We start from the raw sequence: 19,254 nt of genomic DNA, 5'->3' as shown, positions 1-19,254 counted from the left end.
CGTAAATCAGTGGTAGGTGTGCTAGCAGCAGAGGGCGTGTTTTCACGAACTGAATCAGCAACTTTTTCTTGAGTTGATGAACTTGGCTGTAGCGCAGATTTTGCTTTCGCTTCAGTGCGTTCATGATCCATCTTATCCTGCATTTTACGTAAGAAGCGAGCTGCAGCTTCTTGACCACCAAGACCAAATGATAGGGCAAAGGCAACGGCTACCGCGCCTAGTGTTAGACCAAATGCTAGGTTAACGATTGAATCGGCAATACCCATCGCTTTTAGACCCATTGCTAATACTAGGCCCATGATTAATACACGTACGATGTTTGCTAGGAATTGTGAACCTTGCTCAGAACGTTCAACCACACCTGCAATGATATTGGCAAGCCAGAACCCGATGAATAGGATAATTGCGCCTAGGATGATATTTGCACCGAATGCGATAAACATCGTGATAATAGCTGAGATAGGCTCGAAACCTAACAAATCAGCAGCTGCAATAGCGGCAAATAGCATAGCGAAGAAGATAATCGCATAACCAACTAGGTCAGAGATTTTCTTATCACCCATGGTTTCTTGTAGACCAACTTTCGCAGGTAATTGATTGATTTGAGTGTTCTCAATCAGACCTTTGATGATGTTGGCAACCATACGTACAACATAGAAAGTCACTACTAGGATAGCGACTGCCATGAAGATGTTTGGCAATGCTTCCATGATTTTGTTAAGCATATTGGTCGCAGGGCGAGCAATTACTTCAATTTTTAATGCGTTTAGAGCAGCAATAATGGTTGGAATAATAACCACTAAAAATGCTAGCGAACCTGCAATGTTAGGCAAGCTATTTTGCTCACTTAAACCTGCTTTTGACGCCAATTCTTGTACATTAAAAGTAGAAACAAGATTGGTGACGATGCCGCGTACGACTTTGGCAATGATATAACCAACGACGAAGACCACACCAGCAATCAAGATATTAGGGATGAAGCTAAAGATTTTGTCTACCATATTAGTTAATGGTGCAAACAAACCATCAAGCTCTAATTGACCAAGTACCATGGTCAACACAACCAATAAGATGAACCAGTAAACCATATCAGCAATCGTGCTGCTCATTGGTTTTACACCAGCTTGTGCACTTAAACGCTCATCCATAGAGGTTTTTGCGAGTGCAGCGTTGATCGCTGTGCGTGCAACAGTAGCCACGACCCAACCGATCACACCAAGTGCGATAGCACCGATAAGATTAGGGATAAATGCCAATACTTGATTAACCATATTTGCGAATGGTGCTGAGATAGAGTTTAAGTTTAATTGGCTCAGTGCGCCTGAGATAGCAATGATGAAAATAAACCAGAAAACAATTTTGGAGATGATACCTTCAAGGTCGTAGGTCTTACCTGTTGAAGAGTTCATACGTTGATTGAGATTAACTTTAGAGAGTACGCCGCGTACCAGCGCTGCGATACCAAGGGCTACTAGCCAACCAATAACGAATATCAAAATAGCACCAATGATGGAACCGATAGGTCCACCGAGATAGCCGTTAAAAGATGTGTACATTGGGTTCATCTTATCCTCCTTGAAGCATCTTATATAACTCGCCAAAAACAATGTTCATACAGCGATTAGTGAGCAAGACATACAGATGGTTGTCATAAATAGTATTTTTAGAATCAGTTATATAGAGATATTATCGTTTTTGAGCATAAATCATTATCAGCAGTATCTCTTATTTATATTACAGTGACTTCGCTATCGATATCTGCTTATTTTTGATAAAAATTAACGCTCGGTTACTTATCTCCTTAACTAATTCAGCTTAGCTTATGTATTGATGGATTTAAAGATAGAAAGCTTTACCTGTTACTATATTTGTGTGATAACTTGTTATTATGATAGAAGATATTAACATAGACTATACATTGACCCGATAATTTCGTGCAAAGCGTGGTTCCCAAAACTAAGATTTGTTATTATAGAGGAATGTGACATCTCGCCACTATTCTTACAATTAGAGAGTACTTTATGAAAAAAATCACTACTTTAGGCGTTAGTGCACTTGCTAGCGCTATGTTGTTAGTAACAGGCTGTAGCACCAACAATGGCAATCAAGAAACAGCCGCTCAAAGCGTTTCCATTACTGAACAAAGCTCAGCTAGTGAAAAAGTAGGTTATAGCTTAGGTTTCATGATGGCAGAAGGCAATAAAGAGGCTGTCAAAGATCTAGACCTAAATACTTTTGAAAAGGGCTTCCGTGATGGCTACGAAGGCAATGAATCAGCATTGACCCAAGAGCAAATGCAACAAGTATTGATGGACTATCAAAAAGAGCAAGAAGAGCAGTTTGTTAAAGACATGGAAACTAAGGCGACAGAGAATAAAGCCGCTGGTACTGCATTCTTAGCAGAGAACGCTAAAAAAGAAGGCGTGAAGCAAACGGAGTCTGGTTTACAGTATAAAGTTATCAAAGCAGGTACTGGTAAATCACCAAAAGCAACTGACGTGGTTGAAGTAAACTACGAAGGTAAATTGCTTGATGGTACGGTATTTGATAGCTCTTATGAGCGCGGTGAGCCGATCGAGTTCCCACTAAACCAAGTAATCGCTGGCTGGACTGAAGGTCTACAGTTGATGAAAGAAGGCGGAAAATACGAGTTCTATATCCCATCAGACATCGCTTATGGCGAAGCGGGTAACGCTGGTATTGAGCCTAACAGCACCCTTATCTTTACTGTTGAGCTATTAAAAGTAAAATAAGTATCTAAAGCAAAAATTATGTAATTTAGGTATTTACCCATAAAAAAGCCTTCATATAATTATGAAGGCTTTTTTATGGGTAATATTTTATCTCAGACTGATACCGAGCTTACAAAGCAAATATCAAATTGGTGATAAATTATAGATTCTTTTGAAAGACTTTAGAGTTACGGCCATTATGGTATTTCTCTAAACGTGCTTCAGGTAAAGCGCTGGCTTCAACTTCAGCAAAGCCTTGCTCGACGAACCAATGTGCGGTACGAGTGGTCAAAACAAATAACTTGTACAAACCATGGCTACGCGCTTGCTGTTCTAGAAACGCTAGTAAATCTGCACCGCGGCTACCACTACGGTACTCAGGGCGCACGGCAACACAGGCAACTTCCGCTGACTCTGAGTCTAGCGTATGCAATGCTGCACAGCCCAAAATCATACCATCGCGCTCAATCACACTATAATTATCAATCTCTTGCTCCAAGCGCTCTCGCGAACGACTGACCAAGATGCCTTGCTCTTCTAGAGGTGACAGTAGCTCAATAAGTCCGACCACATCATCGATATTGGCACGGCGAATCTCTTCATAAGGGTCATGGCTAATCAGCGTACCAGAACCATCACGTGTGAATAGCTCTTCTAGTAATGCGCCGTTTTTGGCATACGAAATAATATGCGTGCGATGCACGCCTTGACGACAGGCCAAGCTTGCACAGTTCAAGAAATAATTGATTTCGCAATTTAAATCACGGTCACGTAAGAAGCGATCAACTTCATTAGGAATCATTTCACGTAATAAACGATCGTCGTCGTTGATACCTGCTTCTTCGCCTAAGAAGATAAGCTTATCAGCGCCAAGTGCTACGGCAGCGCTTAAGGCAACATCTTCCGCCAATAAGTTAAATACTTCGCCAGTCGCAGAGTAGCCCATCGAGCCTAGCACAACGATATGGTCATGAAGTAGATTATTTTTGATGGCTTCCACATCGATAGAACGCACTTCACCCGTCATCTGGTAATCAATACCCTCACGGATACCGTATGGGCGAGCTGTCACGAAATTACCCGATATCGCATCGATACGTGAACCATACATCGGAGAGTTGGCCAACCCCATTGATAGCTGAGCTTCAATCTGTAAACGAATAGCACCAACGGCTTGCAAGATAGACGGCATTGCTGCACGTGGCGTAATACGGATATCTTGATGTAGCGGCGATTCAATGTTAGCGTCTTTTAAGTTCTTTTCGATTTGCGGTCGTGCCCCGTGTACCAGTACTAGCTTGATACCCAAGCTATGCAACAAGGCAAAATCATGAATAAGTGTGCTGAAGTTCGCATGATTGACCGCTTCACCACCAAACATGATCACGAAAGTTTTGCCGCGATGGGTATTAATGTAGGGTGCAGAGTTACGGAACCAATGGACGTATTCAGGGTTAATCTGGGGCATGGAGCTAGTAGTCATAATGGGAGCAGTAGTCGTTAGAATAAGAAAAGGGGCGCAGCAAAAAAATGCCTAACGCTAAAGATTTACCATAGCAAAAAACGCGGTTATGAGCTATCTTTTATTTCAGCTGTATTCAAGCATTCTTATTGCCAATCGCTGATATACACAACCTCAACACTGGGTTAATGTACGTACAAATGCTTTTTGTTATGCTAAGCGCTATTGCTTTACGGATGCTGAGCGAAGATAATCAGGTTAGATAAGTGAGTTCATGTGTTTCATAGATTGTACGAACTATTTTACAGCGATATCTTATATACATCGTAATGCTTTTTATCTGTTGAACAAATTATAAAAATAACTTAAGTTGCACCATCTGTGTTTTACCGATATATCAACCAGGGATAATGAAAATCATGAAAAAAAGTAACCAGTTTGCTAGCCCGTTTAGTGCTTGGAGCGGCCACCGCTTATTTCACGTTGTTGCCGGTACGCTTATCGGTGCGATGGTCGTTACACAAGCCTCAGCAATGCTGCCAACACCAGAGCAAGCGGTTGATAGCTCAATGGCTATTCAAGCAAATGCCAATAAGAGCAGCAACTCAAGTGCTCAGGCCGTTAACAGCAGAATCACAGCGTCATTGGTCAGTGTTGATGCCAACGGTCAAGAAGTACTTGTCCCTGTAGATACCAATACTCGTTTGCAGTCAGGTAATGTATTGGAGTATCAGGGGTACTTTACCAATACTAATGCAGATCGCGTACGTAAAATGACCGTTACGATGAGTATTCCAGAGCAGGTAGAGCTGCTGAAGACTGTTGCTCCTGAATTCCCATATGGCAGTGTAGATGGCAATAATTTTGCTCGTATGCCATTACGTACCAAAGTTGATAATCAACTACAAGATGTCGCGCTTAAATACTATAAAGCGGTACGTTGGGACTTAGAAGGTGTAGGTCTAAATGATACCGTCGCTGTAAAATACCGCGCGCGCGTTAAATAGTCCTGAGTTTTTGGATTAGAATTTAGCTAGTATTGATATAGTTGGCACTGAAAACTATCCGTTTAGTACAGAAAGCTATCAATAAAAAAGCACCACAGTTTATAGCTGCGGTGCTTTTTTATGGTGTGTCAGGACGTTTGATAATTTTACTGATAAGTAAGTAAAAATACTAAGCTACAGCGTGGCATATTTGCTACTAGATTTCTCTTGGATAAGTTGTTTAATAGCATTGATTTGTGGCGTTGTAGCTTGAGCGCCTGCTTGTATTAAATTGCGTCGCTGCCTAGTATCTATCGAACTGTTATGACCGACATTGGGAGTAATAACAATATCCGCTCGATCCCGCTCATTCTGACTTGATACGGAGCGCTTAGCAGGCAGGTTGGTAGCTAGAATATTGGTTTCGAGAAAGCCCCAAAAGTCACTCAATGAGTTCATAGTCGGTATTTGATTATTAGTACTATCACTGCCTTGAGATCCCGTCACATCTACAGCAATGACAATATCCGCACCCAAGTCATAGGCGCTATCTACGGGTACTAAACTGACCACACCACCATCGATATATTTTTTACCGACCTTTTCAGGAATGCGCGGGGCAATAAAAATACTAGGCACGCTACAGGACGCTTGCACGGCAAGCCCAGCATCGCCAGTGGTAAAGACTGTTTTCTTCAGAGTGTGTTTTTCTGCTGCGATTGCCGCAAAAGCAATGGGGAAATCCTCTATGGCTCGCGCATTCACTTTGCTATTGATAAAGTTTTTTAACTTAATACCTTCGATGAAACCTTGATTGGACAAGGTAAAGTCTGTGAGCTGGCTATCAGTAGTGGTCAGTGCCAATTGCTCAAGCTGTGCCGGCGTGTAACCACTGGCATATAAGCTACCAATCAAGCTACCCACACTCGTCCCGACTACCAATGTTGGTTTGATACCGTTTTCTTCTAGCGCCTTGATGACGCCTACATGGGCAAACCCTTTTGCACCGCCACCACCCAACACCAGTGCGACAGTAGGGGCTTTAATAACAGGCTCTGGTGTGGCGGGAGTAGTCGATGGCAAGATGCTACAGGCATTAATGTAAAAACCGAGAATGGGTATTAAGCTCAACCTCAGTAGTTTTAAATTATGACGAATCAGATTGTGACGAAACTGACGAGGCAAAATAGAAACAAGCATAGAAAAACACCTTATGAAATTGCCAGAATTCAAAAAATAAGACATCAGTTATTGGTATGATGAGAAGAAGCGGTTTATCTATAGTAGATGGACTGTATAGATGCTATTTTACTAAATAGCCTAGCATAAGCAATTGTATTGTCAGCTATAATGAAATGAGTCGACGTCTTTATGCATACTATTGTTATCGCTATTTTATGGCATAAGCCATTATATGCAGCCTACTAAAAATGCTCGATTTAGCATACGAAAATTAAAAATAATATTGTTAGGATCTTTAATGCCAATATCGGAGAGTCATGCCTCAGCCAACTCATTAGATCACTTTAGATCTGACATGCCGCTGTCAGCACTAGATATGCCAGTGTCTGCGCTAGCAGGTGTGGGGGTAAAAGTGGCAGAGCAGTTGGCGCAGTTAAATATCAAGCGGATATTCGATTTGCTGTTACATTTGCCCCGTGATTATGAAGATCGTAGTCGACTGGTATCAATCGCCGATGTAGAGCATGGACAATCAGCGCTAATTACAGGTCATATCGTCCATGTTGATACCAAGCGCAGTGGGATGACTGTGATGGTGGACGATGATACGGGTACGATATCGTTGCGGTTTTTTAAGGTCTATCGTGGTCTGGTACAGACTATGAATTTGGGAACACGCTTACAGCTGTTTGGTGAGGTTAAAGTCAATCGTTACGGTAAGCAGATACATCATCCTGAATATCAAGTCATCACTGACAATACAGTTATGACCGATACGGGATTGCAGCCTATTTATCCTACTGTCAAAGGTTTACATCAAAACAAGCTGCGTACTTTAATTAAACTGGCATTGCAAACGGTTCGGAGCCAAGGTCTGCCGATGACATTGTTTACGGCTGAAGATTTTGCGGTTGTATCCGATTTGCCATTAGTGCCTTTTGAGCCATCTAAATCAACAGTATCAGAGGCCGAATATACCGAAGATATTTTTTCGACGTTAGCACGCAGCGTGCCTGATAATGCGATTGGCAATAGCGTATATAAGCCCAATCCTTCTACCTATAAGGCAGATAATGACATACATAACGTCGCTGCCAGTATTGCTCAGCATAATGTCTATAATTTAACGATATTCGAAGCATTGGTACTGCTGCATACGCCGCCTACTTATACCAGCGCGTCTCAGCAATATAAACTATTCACTCAACTTAGTGCTCGTACGCATGCTGCTTGCCAGCGCTTGATTATTGAAGAATTGACTGCGCATCAGCTCAGTCTGCTATATCGTCGCCAACAGCTACATCAGCATAAAGCGCCCAAATGTACTACCAATAGCCCTCTTGCTGACAAGCTGTTTTCTGCATTGCCTTTTGATTTAACGGGGGCGCAAAAAAGAGTGATGAAAGACATCACTGCGGATATGGCGACCTCAATTCCGATGCTACGACTGGTACAGGGTGATGTGGGTGCTGGCAAGACGTTGGTGGCAGCAGGGGCGGCAGGCTATGCGCTCGATAGTGGCTGGCAGGTCGCGGTAATGGCACCAACTGAGATTTTGGCAGAGCAGCATCTACTGAATTTTAAGCAATGGTTTGAACCATTGGGCATTGGTGTCGGTTGGCTCGCCGGTAAGCAAACGGCCAAACAGCGCCGCGAAGCTTTGGAAGCTGTCGCAGAAAATACCGTGCAAGTGGTGGTCGGTACTCATGCACTGTTTCAGGAGCAAGTTCAGTTCGCTAAGTTAGGTTTGGTTATCATTGATGAGCAGCATCGATTCGGTGTTGAGCAACGCATGGCATTGACCAATAAAGGCGTGGCTAACAGTACCCCGCATCAGCTAATAATGACCGCAACACCGATTCCAAGAACCTTAGCGATGAGTGTCTATGGCGATATGGATACCTCAATCATCGATGAATTGCCACCGGGGCGTACACCAATTACGACAGTAACCATCGATCGCAATCGACGCGATGAAGTAATAGAACGTATCGCGATCAATTGCGAAGCGGGCAGGCAAGCGTACTGGGTATGCTCACTGGTAGAAGCGTCTAGTGTCTTGGATGCGCAGGCAGCCGAAGCCACTTATGAGGACTTAAATGAACGTCTAGATATTCGTATTGGACTGGTGCATGGCAAAATGAAGTCTGCTGATAAGCAAGCCATTATGCAGGAGTTCAAAGCAGGTAATTTGGATTTGTTGATTGCGACGACTGTCATCGAGGTAGGGGTCGATGTACCCAATGCATCGTTAATGGTTATCGAAAATGCAGAGCGTTTGGGACTATCACAATTGCATCAGCTGCGCGGGCGAGTCGGACGTGGCTCGACCAAAAGTTTCTGTGTACTGCTATATCAAAAGCCACTATCGGAGACAGGTACTGAGCGACTAAACGTCCTACGTGATAGTACCGATGGCTTCGTCATTGCTCAAAAAGACTTAGAGCTACGTGGGCCAGGAGAGCTGTTAGGCAAACGTCAAACAGGTAACGTTGGTTACTATTTGGCTGATCTAATCCGTGATGAGCAATTATTTGCCATTGCTCAGCGGTTAGCGAAGCATTTGATAGCAGACCCTGCGCGAAAAGCAGATGTCAGTCAATTGATTCATCGCTGGATGCCCGAGGCAAGTCGCTATACCAATGCTTAGCGTTTAGTGTCCATTGTCTAGTAATCAGTGCTTAATGCCTGCAAGTGGGTTCATTATGTCATTGAACACATTTCTAATTATCGTTAAACAGCATGGCCACAACGTTAACATTCTTGATAGACGTTACTCCATCCATAGTCAGTCGCTGAATACATCAGATATTCAGCGACTGACTATACGCGATCTTATTTCTTTGAATTAGTCGATATGCCTTTAATACTGCACATGTATTCGGTCTAGGTTTCAATTAAATTTATGAAAGCTAGACCCTATATATAAAAATAAGATGATGACTAAATATATGCTATTCTCGATAATTTGATGAACTATTATAATAATAAACAGTGCTTTAGAGAACATCGTAATACTCTCTGTAAGTAACGCTCATAGCCCTATATCAGGCTATCCAAACATTGCTTCGATTGCGTGCCACTTTTTATTATTGCTGTGACTGATTGATATTTTTAGTCATTTTATATCGAGTATTTCAATATTGACTGTACCTACAGAGAGTTATCATGAGCGATTTTGAAGAAACCCATTCTAAGCCGTCAGCTGAATCTGAGTTGCCGCCGTATCGTCAAACTGACACTGTATCTCAAAGGCCATCTGCAAAACCACCAATATGGTTATGGCCCGTATTGGCAGCCGTGCTAGTGATAGGGGTGCTACTTGGCAAGTATTGGGGCAATGATAGTAATGCAGCTACAGATGAGTCAGCAGCTTCTAATTCTGTCGCAAACGATCAGTCAACTGGTAGCGATGCCAGTATTGAGCAATCGGTACTCTCAGTAGAAACAGTCAGTCCAAGTCAAGATGATATCGGCAGCACGCTCAGTGCCGATGGAACCATCAATGCTAAGGATACTGCGAACGTCAGTGCAAAAGTCAATGGGGTGGCTATCGAGCGTATTTTGGTCGAAGAAGGCGACCGCGTCAGAGTGGGTCAAGTTTTAGCGGTGTTCGATACTGATGCTATGGAGCAGCAAGTGCTACAGGCGCAAGCAGATGTCGCAGAAGCGGAAGCCACCCTTGCCAATGCCAGCGCTGATGCTGCACGTGTGCTGCCATTGATCGATATCGATGCCATTAGCAAACAAGAAGCCGATCGTTACCGTACCTCGGAAGTCCGTGCCAGAGCTTCTTTACAAGCGTCTAAAGCCCGTTTGAGTAATCAGCGTTTGACATTAGAGAATGCAAAAGTCGTCGCTCCTGTCAGCGGTATCATCAGTGAAAAAATGGTAGAAGTCGGTCAAGTGGCAGGCGGGGATCCGTTATTTACGATTATCAAAGGCGGGGTTTTGGAATGGCGAGCAGATATAGATCCTAAGCTTGTCGGTGATATAAATGTCGGTACGCCTGTACAAGTCAGTCTGCCGGGTGGTGATACAGTGATGGGGCAAGTAAACCGCATCGCACCAACCGCAGACAACAACCGTCAAATTACGATTTATGCTAGCCTAGCTGCCAACTCAAAGATACGTGCAGGCATGTATCAAACAGGCGAATTCCTGTTAGGAAGTACCAGTACGCAAACGATTCCTAATAGCGCAGTGGTCAGCAATGATGGTTATGATTATGTGATGCTCGTTACCGAATCGACTACTCGAGACGATCGATCGATGGGACGTATCAAGCAGCAGCGAGTGACATTGGGTGAGCGATTGGGCGAGAGTGTAGCAGTGCTAGAGCCTTTGCCAAGTGACAGCCGTATCGTAAAGCAGGGCGGCAGCTTCTTAAATGATGGTGACCTAGTACGTGTTGTTGATGGTGTGTCTCAAACCAGTAAGCCAGTGCAGGCACAACCATGAGCTTAAACGTCTCCGCTTATTCGATCAAAAATCCTCTCGTCGCTATCTTGCTATTTGTACTGCTGACGTTGGGCGGCATTTACGGTTTCATGAAAATGAAAGTCCAGCAGTTTCCGGATATAGACTTGCCAGCGGTGGTGGTCACGGTGACGCTACCGGGTGCTGCGCCCTCACAACTCGAAAACGATATTGCCAAAAAGATTGAAAACAAACTGACCAGTATCGAAGGCGTGAGTCATATTCGCACCACGCTACAGACGGGTGCGGCGACCATTGCCACTGAATTTACCCTAGAAAAAGACATTCAAGAAGCGGTAGACGATGTGCGTTCAGCAGTCGGCGAAGTACGTGGTGATCTGCCAGCTGCAGCCAACGATCCTATTATTACTAAAGTATCTACTGCTGGGTTTCCAGTGGTTACGTACTCTGTCGCTGCTGAAAATATGAGCGTGGAGGATTTATCTTGGTTTGTTGATGATACCGTTACCAAACGGCTATCTGATATACCAGGCGTTAGTACCGTGAGCCGTGTTGGTGGGTTGCAGCGTGAAATCACGGTTGCTGCTGACCCAATTGCGTTAAGTGGTCTGAAGTTTTCTATTTCACAATTATCGCAGCAAATCGCTGGTATCCAGCAAGACAGCTCAGGCGGGGAGGCGGAAGTTGGCAATACGACTCAGACCATCCGTGTTCTCGGTGCCGTTGAGCGAGCAAATGAGCTAAACGATTTACAAGTGGCGGTCCCTACGGGGGGCACACAAGCTTTAGGTCGTATGGCAAAAATCACTGACGGCGCAGCAGATCCAAGCTCGATTGCTAAGCTGGACGGTCAAACCGTGGTGGCGTTTAACATCGTTCGATCGCGTGGGGCCAGTGAAGTCGATGTGATGGAGCTGGTTGATGAGGAGCTTGCCAAGCTGACTGCTGATGTCGGTAATATCAGTATTGAAAAAGTCTATGATCGAGCCACACCCATTGCAGAAGATTATGAAGCTTCGTTAAGAATGCTCATTGAAGGTGGGCTGTTGGCTGTAGTAGTAGTCTTCCTGTTTTTGCGCAATATTCGAGCGACTATCGTTGCCGCGGTCGCTTTGCCGTTATCAGTGATTCCAACCTTTTTGGGTATGTATCTGTTTGGCTTTAGTCTTAATATCATCTCACTACTGGCATTATCATTAGTCATTGGGGTGCTGGTCGATGATGCAATCGTTGAAGTAGAAAACATCATACGCCATCTACGCATGGGTAAGACGCCTTATGAAGCGGCGATGGAAGCCGCTGATGAAATTGGTCTGGCCGTTGTCGCCACCACTTTTACGTTGATTGCGGTGTTTTTACCAACAGCCTTTATGGGCGGTATCGTTGGACAGTTTTTCCGTCAGTTTGGTTGGACGGCTGCCTTATCAATTTTTGCCTCGCTGATGGTAGCGCGCCTGATTACCCCTATGATGGCAGCTTATATATTACGGCCTGAGAAAAAGCACGTCGAAAAACAAAGCGCGATGATGAAGTACTATCTTAAGATTGTGTCTTGGACTCTACATCATCGTTGGCTAACCATGGGTGCAACCCTTGTTTTATTTGTAGCATCGCTAGCTCTAGTTAAGCTGCTACCGACGTCATTTATCCCTGATAATGATATCGATCAAACTCGAGTGGCTATTGAGCTGACGCCTGATGTATCGTTGGCAGATACTGAGCGCGTGGCGGCGCTAGCAAGTGATCGCATTTTGGCCATGCCTGAGGTGACCAATATCTTTACCTCAGTGGGAGAGGCGCAGGCGTCGATGGGTGCGTCGGATGGTGGTGGCGGTAAGGCTGAAAACATCGCGGGCCTGGATATCGTGCTTGCTCCGCGTGCAGAACGAGGCACCAAGCAAGAGATAGAACGCAAAATTAGCAAACTGATGACAGAAGTACCAGGAGCAAGGTTTACAGTCGGGTTATCGAGTGGTGGTGAAAGTGGCTATAACTTTTCATTAACCAGTACTAACCCGCAACTGCTTGAACAAACTGCACAAAAAATCATGTCTGAGATTCGCGGGCTACCAAGTGCAGGCGCTGTGACGAGTGATCGCAGTCTACCACGCCAAGAGCTAACGGTAACGCCAGATAGATTGGCAATGGCTGATAAAGGGGTCACTACGCAAGATATCGCTACGACTCTACGTGTGGCGACCGTAGGCGACTATGAACAGCAATTGTCCAAGCTTAATCTTGATACACGCCAAGTACCAATCGTCGTACGTTTACCTGACGTGGCTAAGCAAAATGTTAGCCAACTAGAAGGTTTGTACGTGCCGAGTTCCATGCCTGCAGGTCAAGGTGTGCGCGTCGGTGAGGTTGCTACGCTAGACTTTGGTACTGGGCCTGCGCAGATTAGTAGACTGGATCGAGAGCGTGCTATTAGTATTACAGTACAACCTGCGAGTGGTGAGCTTGGCGATTTGGTACAAGCGGTCAAAGCAGTGCCGACCATGCAGCAACTGCCGCCTTCGATTACCATCATCGATCAGGGCCAAGCTGAAAACATGGCAGACCTCTTTAGTGGCTTTATCATTGCGATGTCCGTCGGTGTGGTTTGTATTTTAGGCGTGCTGATTCTACTTTTTGGTCGTTTATTGCAGCCTTTTACCATCCTGATGGCGTTACCTCTGTCGATTGGTGGGGCATTTGTCGGCTTGGTTATTACCAATAGCAGCTTATCGATGCCTTCGATGATTGGCTTTATTATGCTCATGGGTATTGCGACCAAAAACTCAATTCTATTGGTCGATTACGCGTTGATTGCCCAGCGTCGAGGGCTGGTACGCTTTGAGGCTATCGTAGATGCATGTCGCAAGCGTGCACGGCCTATTATCATGACGACCATCGCGATGGGTGCAGGTATGTTGCCATTGGTATTTGGTTGGGGCGATGCAGATCCTACCTTTAGGCGTCCGATGGCAGCAGCGGTACTGGGTGGTCTGGTAACCTCTACGCTATTGAGCTTGGTTGTCATTCCTGTCGTCTATACCTTGATGGATGATTTATCAGGATGGTTTGCTAAATGGTTAGCTCCACATGGTAAACCTAGTGACCTCTAATAGTCACTTCTCATAGAGAGCCAAATAGCTAACCAAATAGTTAGCTAAGACATGACACAGTAATAGCAATCTGGAAAACGATGTATGATTAACACGCTCTCAATTAGGTCATACACTCGTCAGACTAGAGGACATTCTCATGACTTTCATCAGATTGTTTTGCCTTTGCGAGGTGCAATCAATATCGAAGTTGGGAGCTATACTGGAAAAGTTATCCCGAGCGAATGTGTTGTGGTCAAGTCAAATGAAAAGCACTATTTCAGCGCTGAGGAGAATGCAAAGTTTATCGTTGTGGATACAGATCTATTGCCAGAAAATGTGCTTCATTCATCACAAATTGTTTTTTCTATAAGTTCGCCATTGTTGGCTTTTTTGGAGTTTTCAGAGAGTCAGTTAAGGTATCAAATCAATCCTGAAGTTGAGAGACTGATGTTTGATACCTTTTATAAACTCTTAGAACAACAAAATCTATTTGTGCAATATGACGCTCGAATTAGAGCAGTCGTCGCATATATTCACCACAATTTTTCTAAAAACCTTTCTATCGAAGTGTTGGCGGATATCTCTTGTCTCAGTGCTACGCAGTTCAAAAAGAACTTCAAATTGCAAACAAACCAAACCGTCACTGAGTACATCACAAGGATCAGAATGCAAAAGGCGCAAGCTTTGTTACTGCATACTGATTCACCTATCGCTATCATAGCCGAACTGGTTGGTTATACGGATGTTAGCGCTTTTAGCCGCCGCTTTTCTAAATATTTCGGTATTGCCCCTTCCAAATTAAAACACGTCTAACCAGACATACAAACCGTCCAACCTGCAAAAACAGTAGTCTATAACTCTCTATAATAATGTTATTCATTATAACGTTAGAGGTAGCTACTATGCTGCAGAATAAATCTAGTCTAAGTGCTATTTTATGTGTGATAGCTGCCAGTGTCCTTTGGGGAACGACAGGTACAGCCTCTGCTTTTATACCTGACGTTAGTCCATTAGCCGTTGGTGCATTTTCCATGGGGGTAGGCGGTGTATTGCTAGTATTGAATGCTAAGAATAATTTATTAAGCGATAGACAGAAACTACTTTCTCAGCCCAGTCTCTTATTCATCGGTAGCCTATGCGTTGCTATCTATCCTTTAGCTTTTTATTCCTCTATGAGATTGGCAGGTGTCGCTATTGGTACAGTGATCTCAATTGCTAGCGCGCCATTTTTCACTATTATCATGGAGCGTCTGATTAGCAATAAAATAGTCACTAGTCGATGGGTGGTAAGTTTTATATTTGGTGTGGTTGGCGTTATTTTGCTGACTTTAGGGAAAACCCAATATTTAGATATAAACACACAAGCAAATAATCGAATACTAGGCGTGTTGTTAGGATTAGTTGCAGGACTGACCTATGCCACATATTCATGGTCAGCACGTCAAATGATAGAGAACGGGGTAAACTCAAAATCAGCGATGGCCAGTATGTTCGGTCTGTCGGCAGTCTTATTGTTGCCATCATTATTATTAACAGGGGAAAACCTGTTTTTAGATGCAAAACATATAAGCGTTGCCCTATATCTGGCAATTGCGCCGATGTTCTTTGGTTATTTACTTTTTGGTCAAGCATTGAGAGTAATTGAGGCGAGCAAAGCGACGCTTATCACGTTACTAGAACCTATCGTGGCCACTATATTGGCTATCATTATAATCGGTGAAACATTCTCTCCTATCGGCTGGCTAGGAATGTCACTCATGATAATCTGTCTCTTACTGCAAGTAATAAAGACGCCAAAACTGACGGGTTATCGAGGAAGGCGTGCACTATATAAGTAATCAAACAATATAAGTAACCAAGCAATATTTCTTACGATAAGCAGTATTTTTGATGAGATACTGCTTGGTAAGTATGACTCTTTGTATGACGTTAGTCTAAAACTGGTAAGTTGAATGGATTAGTTGGGACAGTCTTTGCTATAGTCTGTCCAATCAAATCTATTGAAGAAATTGTTTATATCTTATAGCGCTATTTTAATTTTACTAATAGGTGAGTAGCTGCTAGAACGATAAACCAATCTCTACAAACTAATCTTTCAAAAAAACTAGAAAATAAGGAATAACTATGATTAACGCATATGCAGCACAAGAGAAAGGTAGCAAATTTGAGCCTTATGAATATGACCCAGGTGCTCTAGGCGATCACGAAGTAGAAATAGAAGTACATAGCTGCGGTATCTGCCACAGTGATTTATCGATGTGGCAAAACGAATGGGGTATGACTCAATATCCGTTTGTCGGTGGGCATGAGGTTGCAGGTAAAGTCCTCAATAAAGGCAAGCACGTCAAGCATCTAGAATTGGGCGATAAAGTCGGACTTGGCTGGCATAAAGGATACTGTAACGTCTGCGATCTATGCATTGATGGAGACCACAACCTATGCCCTGAGCAAGAAGGTACGATCATTGGTAATCATGGCGGCTTTGCAGATAAAGTACGCGCAAAAGATACTAGCGTCATCAAGATACCTGAAGGGCTTGATTTTAACGCGGTAGGACCACTGTTATGTGGCGGTGTCACAGTGTTTAACCCACTTATGCAGTACGACATCAAACCAACTTCTAGAGTGGCTGTGATTGGTATTGGTGGCTTGGGTCATTTGGCATTGCAGTTTGCCAATGCATGGGGCTGTGAAGTGACGGCATTTACCAGTGAATCAAAAATGGAAGAAGCAAAAGAGATGGGCGCTCACCATTCACTAAACTCAAGAGATGATAGCGAAATTGAAAAAGCCGCAGGTTCTTTCGATCTAATAATTTCAACAGTGAACGTCGATATGAACTGGGATATCGTGATCAAGACGCTAAGACCAAAAGGTAAGCTACATTTTGTTGGACTGTTAGAAGCGCCACTAGAGATATCGGCTGCACCAATGATTATGGCTCAGAACAGTCTATCAGGCTCGCCAGTTGGCTCACCAGCGACGCTACGTAAAATGCTAAATTTTGCTGCTCGCCATAATATTCAGCCAGTCACTGAAACATACAAAATGTCTGAGATTAATGAAGCGTTTGAGCGATTAGAGAGTGGTAATGCTCGCTATAGAGTGGTGCTAGAAAGAGACTAAACGTCGTTACAGGCAACTAAATGTAGCCACCAAATAAGCACAATAATAGTGATACTCTAGTGAATAGATAGAGTGTCACTATTTTTTTTGTATCGAAATTCTGCTTTTCACCAATTTTTAAAATATGCGGATTATTTGGAGCTGGATCTAAGTATCTTTATTTAATTTTTGCTCAGGCAATTATTACTACTTTTTTAAATTGCTAGTAGGTCGTTTTAAAATTATAAAAAACCCCTGCTACTGAGTTCACAATAGCAGGGGTAAATACTTGTCTTTTTCAGAGCTGTCGTAGAGTAATTCTTCTTATTCTACCGTGACTGATTTTGCCAAATTGCGTGGCTGGTCGACGTCTGTGCCACGCATTACTGCTACATGATATGACAACAATTGCACAGGCACGCTGTAGACGATGGGGGCGAGCGTCTCGCAAACATCGGGTACATATACTAAGTGTAGTCTATCTTCCGCGACCATCTGACTGGCTTCACTAGCGAATACAAATAGCTCACCATGACGCGCATGCACTTCTTGCATGTTGGCTTTTAATTTATCAAACATACTGTCTTTAGGCGCCAATACAACGATGGGCATGTCTTTATCGACCAATGCTAATGGACCGTGTTTGAGCTCGCCTGCCGCATAACCTTCTGCATGAATGTAAGAAATTTCTTTTAGCTTTAACGCGCCTTCTAGCGCAATCGGGAACTGTAGCCCGCGACCTAAGAATAGACAGCTTTTCTTATCTTCAAAGCTTTCACTCATGGTCTTGATAGGAGCATCAAGGTTTAAGCTAGCGTAGAGTTGTCCTGGTAATTGATGTAACTCACTTAATAACGTATTTAAGTGTTCGTCAGTCATGCGTTTCTGCGTGACACCAACTTTTAATATCAATAATATCAAGGCTACAAGCTGAGTGGTAAATGCTTTGGTAGAGGCGACGCCAATCTCAGGTCCTGCCAACGTCGGCAAGAAAATATCTGTTTCGCGTACCAGCGATGACGTCGGTACATTACATAATGCCAAGCTGACTAAGCCTGTTGGTGTTTGCTTCTGGATATCACGTAACGCTGATAAGGTGTCAGCCGTTTCACCAGATTGAGAAATACAGATGACCAAAGTGTTATCGACGACGACAGGATTGCGATAGCGGAATTCGCTGGCAACCTCGACCGAACAAGGTATACGAATAAGGCTCTCAAACCAGTATTTTGCGACCATACCAGCGTGGTAACTGGTACCACAAGCAATCACTTGTACATGACGAATACCTGACAGCAGTGCCTCATGACGCTGTAAAAAATCATCGCGTAGTTTAGTCGTTTCACCATTGTCCAAAGCCATTTCTATCGTACGAGCGACGGCATCTGGCTGCTCATAAATTTCTTTGAGCATATAATGTTTGAACTCGCCTTTATCGGCATTGTGCTGGGTGGCATCAATTTCATGTATCTGACGTTGGACTTCAACACCATCTGCATAAACTTGAATGCTATTACGAGTTAATTTGGCGATATCACCTTCTTCTAGATACATGAAGCGATTGGTCACCGGCAGCAAAGCCAACTGATCTGATGCGATAAAATTCTCACCGATACCGACACCGATAACCAAAGGTGAGCCTAGACGTACAGTAATGAGCTCATCAGGGCAATCTACGTGGACGATACCCAATGCAAAAGCACCGTGCAATAACGGAATGATAGTGCGGACCGCTTCCAACAAGTCAGGCGTTTTTTTGTAGATATCATGGATTAGATGCGCCACAACTTCAGTATCTGTCTGTGAAGTAAACACGTAGCCTTTGGCTATTAGTTCTTCTTTCAGCTCAGCATAGTTCTCGACGATGCCGTTATGCACGACCGCAATTTTGCCTGACACATGTGGATGTGCATTACGCTGTGCTGGCTCACCATGGGTTGCCCAGCGCGTATGAGCAATACCAATATGACCATCAAAAAACTCTGGATTGATAGCAACGGCATTAACCAGTGCCTGTACTTTACCCACTTGACGCTCACGGTGTAATTCACCATCACGAATAACCGTCAGGCCAGCTGAGTCATAGCCACGATATTCTAAACGCTTTAGGCCTTCAAGTAAGATATTAGCGATATTTCGCTCAGCAACGGCGCCTACAATTCCACACATGGCTATTCCTTAGATTCAAATTTTATTAGTTCAATATATAATGTTGCAAGATCAAATAATTTGGTTGGTCATTAATGATGAGTCATCAA

The 19,254-nt window shown here is 43.7% G+C and carries 12 protein-coding genes; 8 read left to right on the top strand and 4 right to left on the bottom strand.

Annotated features, from left to right (window positions below; all coding sequences use genetic code 11):
* A partial coding sequence (locus B2863_RS12950; protein WP_296211313.1) for a mechanosensitive ion channel occupies window positions 1-1,565 on the bottom strand: 1,565 nt, incomplete at its 3' end.
* Window positions 1,566-2,021: 456 nt separating this feature from the next.
* On the opposite strand from B2863_RS12950, the gene B2863_RS12945 reads away from it, so the two are divergent.
* The gene (locus B2863_RS12945) at window positions 2,022-2,753 is read left to right on the top strand and encodes an FKBP-type peptidyl-prolyl cis-trans isomerase (protein WP_296211311.1); all 732 of its coding nucleotides are present in this window, start codon (window positions 2,022-2,024) and stop codon (window positions 2,751-2,753) included.
* 139 nt (window positions 2,754-2,892) lie between these two features.
* Here B2863_RS12945 and argA read toward each other — a convergent pair whose 3' ends face one another.
* On the bottom strand, window positions 2,893-4,215 hold the full coding sequence (argA, locus tag B2863_RS12940; protein WP_057762129.1) for an amino-acid N-acetyltransferase: 1,323 nt from the start codon (window positions 4,213-4,215) through the stop codon (window positions 2,893-2,895).
* A gap of 398 nt (window positions 4,216-4,613) precedes the next feature.
* On the opposite strand from argA, the gene B2863_RS12935 reads away from it, so the two are divergent.
* Window positions 4,614-5,201 (top strand): hypothetical protein, encoded by a 588-nt coding sequence (locus tag B2863_RS12935; protein ID WP_296211310.1) that lies wholly within the window; start codon window positions 4,614-4,616, stop codon window positions 5,199-5,201.
* Window positions 5,202-5,375: 174 nt separating this feature from the next.
* Here the strand turns inward: B2863_RS12935 and B2863_RS12930 are convergent, their stop codons facing one another.
* Window positions 5,376-6,380, bottom strand: a complete 1,005-nt coding sequence (locus B2863_RS12930; protein WP_296211309.1) for a patatin-like phospholipase family protein — start codon at window positions 6,378-6,380, stop codon at window positions 5,376-5,378.
* A gap of 280 nt (window positions 6,381-6,660) precedes the next feature.
* Between B2863_RS12930 and recG the strand changes: the two genes are divergently transcribed.
* From recG to ahr, 6 genes are all read left to right on the top strand, one after another.
* Window positions 6,661-9,012 carry an ATP-dependent DNA helicase RecG gene (recG, locus tag B2863_RS12925; protein WP_296211308.1) on the top strand — a complete coding sequence of 784 codons (2,352 nt, stop codon included), beginning with the start codon at window positions 6,661-6,663 and terminating at the stop codon, window positions 9,010-9,012.
* A 518-nt stretch (window positions 9,013-9,530) separates the two neighbouring features.
* Window positions 9,531-10,823 (top strand): efflux RND transporter periplasmic adaptor subunit, encoded by a 1,293-nt coding sequence (locus B2863_RS12920; protein WP_296211307.1) that lies wholly within the window; start codon window positions 9,531-9,533, stop codon window positions 10,821-10,823.
* The gene (locus B2863_RS12915; RefSeq protein WP_296211306.1) at window positions 10,820-13,909 is read left to right on the top strand and encodes an efflux RND transporter permease subunit; all 3,090 of its coding nucleotides are present in this window, start codon (window positions 10,820-10,822) and stop codon (window positions 13,907-13,909) included. The genes B2863_RS12920 and B2863_RS12915 overlap by 4 nt, the downstream gene beginning before the upstream one ends.
* Window positions 13,910-13,993: 84 nt before the next feature.
* Window positions 13,994-14,704 carry an AraC family transcriptional regulator gene (locus B2863_RS12910; RefSeq protein WP_296211304.1) on the top strand — a complete coding sequence of 237 codons (711 nt, stop codon included), beginning with the start codon at window positions 13,994-13,996 and terminating at the stop codon, window positions 14,702-14,704.
* An 89-nt stretch (window positions 14,705-14,793) separates the two neighbouring features.
* Window positions 14,794-15,729, top strand: a complete 936-nt coding sequence (locus B2863_RS12905; protein WP_296211303.1) for a DMT family transporter — start codon at window positions 14,794-14,796, stop codon at window positions 15,727-15,729.
* Window positions 15,730-16,015: 286 nt separating this feature from the next.
* Window positions 16,016-17,017 (top strand): NADPH-dependent aldehyde reductase Ahr, encoded by a 1,002-nt coding sequence (gene ahr / locus B2863_RS12900; protein WP_296211302.1) that lies wholly within the window; start codon window positions 16,016-16,018, stop codon window positions 17,015-17,017.
* Window positions 17,018-17,320: 303 nt separating this feature from the next.
* Here ahr and glmS read toward each other — a convergent pair whose 3' ends face one another.
* Complete coding sequence (gene glmS / locus B2863_RS12895) at window positions 17,321-19,165, bottom strand: glutamine--fructose-6-phosphate transaminase (isomerizing) (protein ID WP_296211301.1); 1,845 nt, start codon at window positions 19,163-19,165, stop codon at window positions 17,321-17,323.
* Between the last annotated feature and the right edge of the window lie 89 nt (window positions 19,166-19,254).

This window comes from Psychrobacter sp. UBA3480 (genome assembly GCF_002377945.1).
Taxonomy (GTDB): domain Bacteria; phylum Pseudomonadota; class Gammaproteobacteria; order Pseudomonadales; family Moraxellaceae; genus Psychrobacter.
Note: the sequence above shows the minus strand (reverse complement) of the source record. Positions and strands in the feature narration are given on the sequence as shown.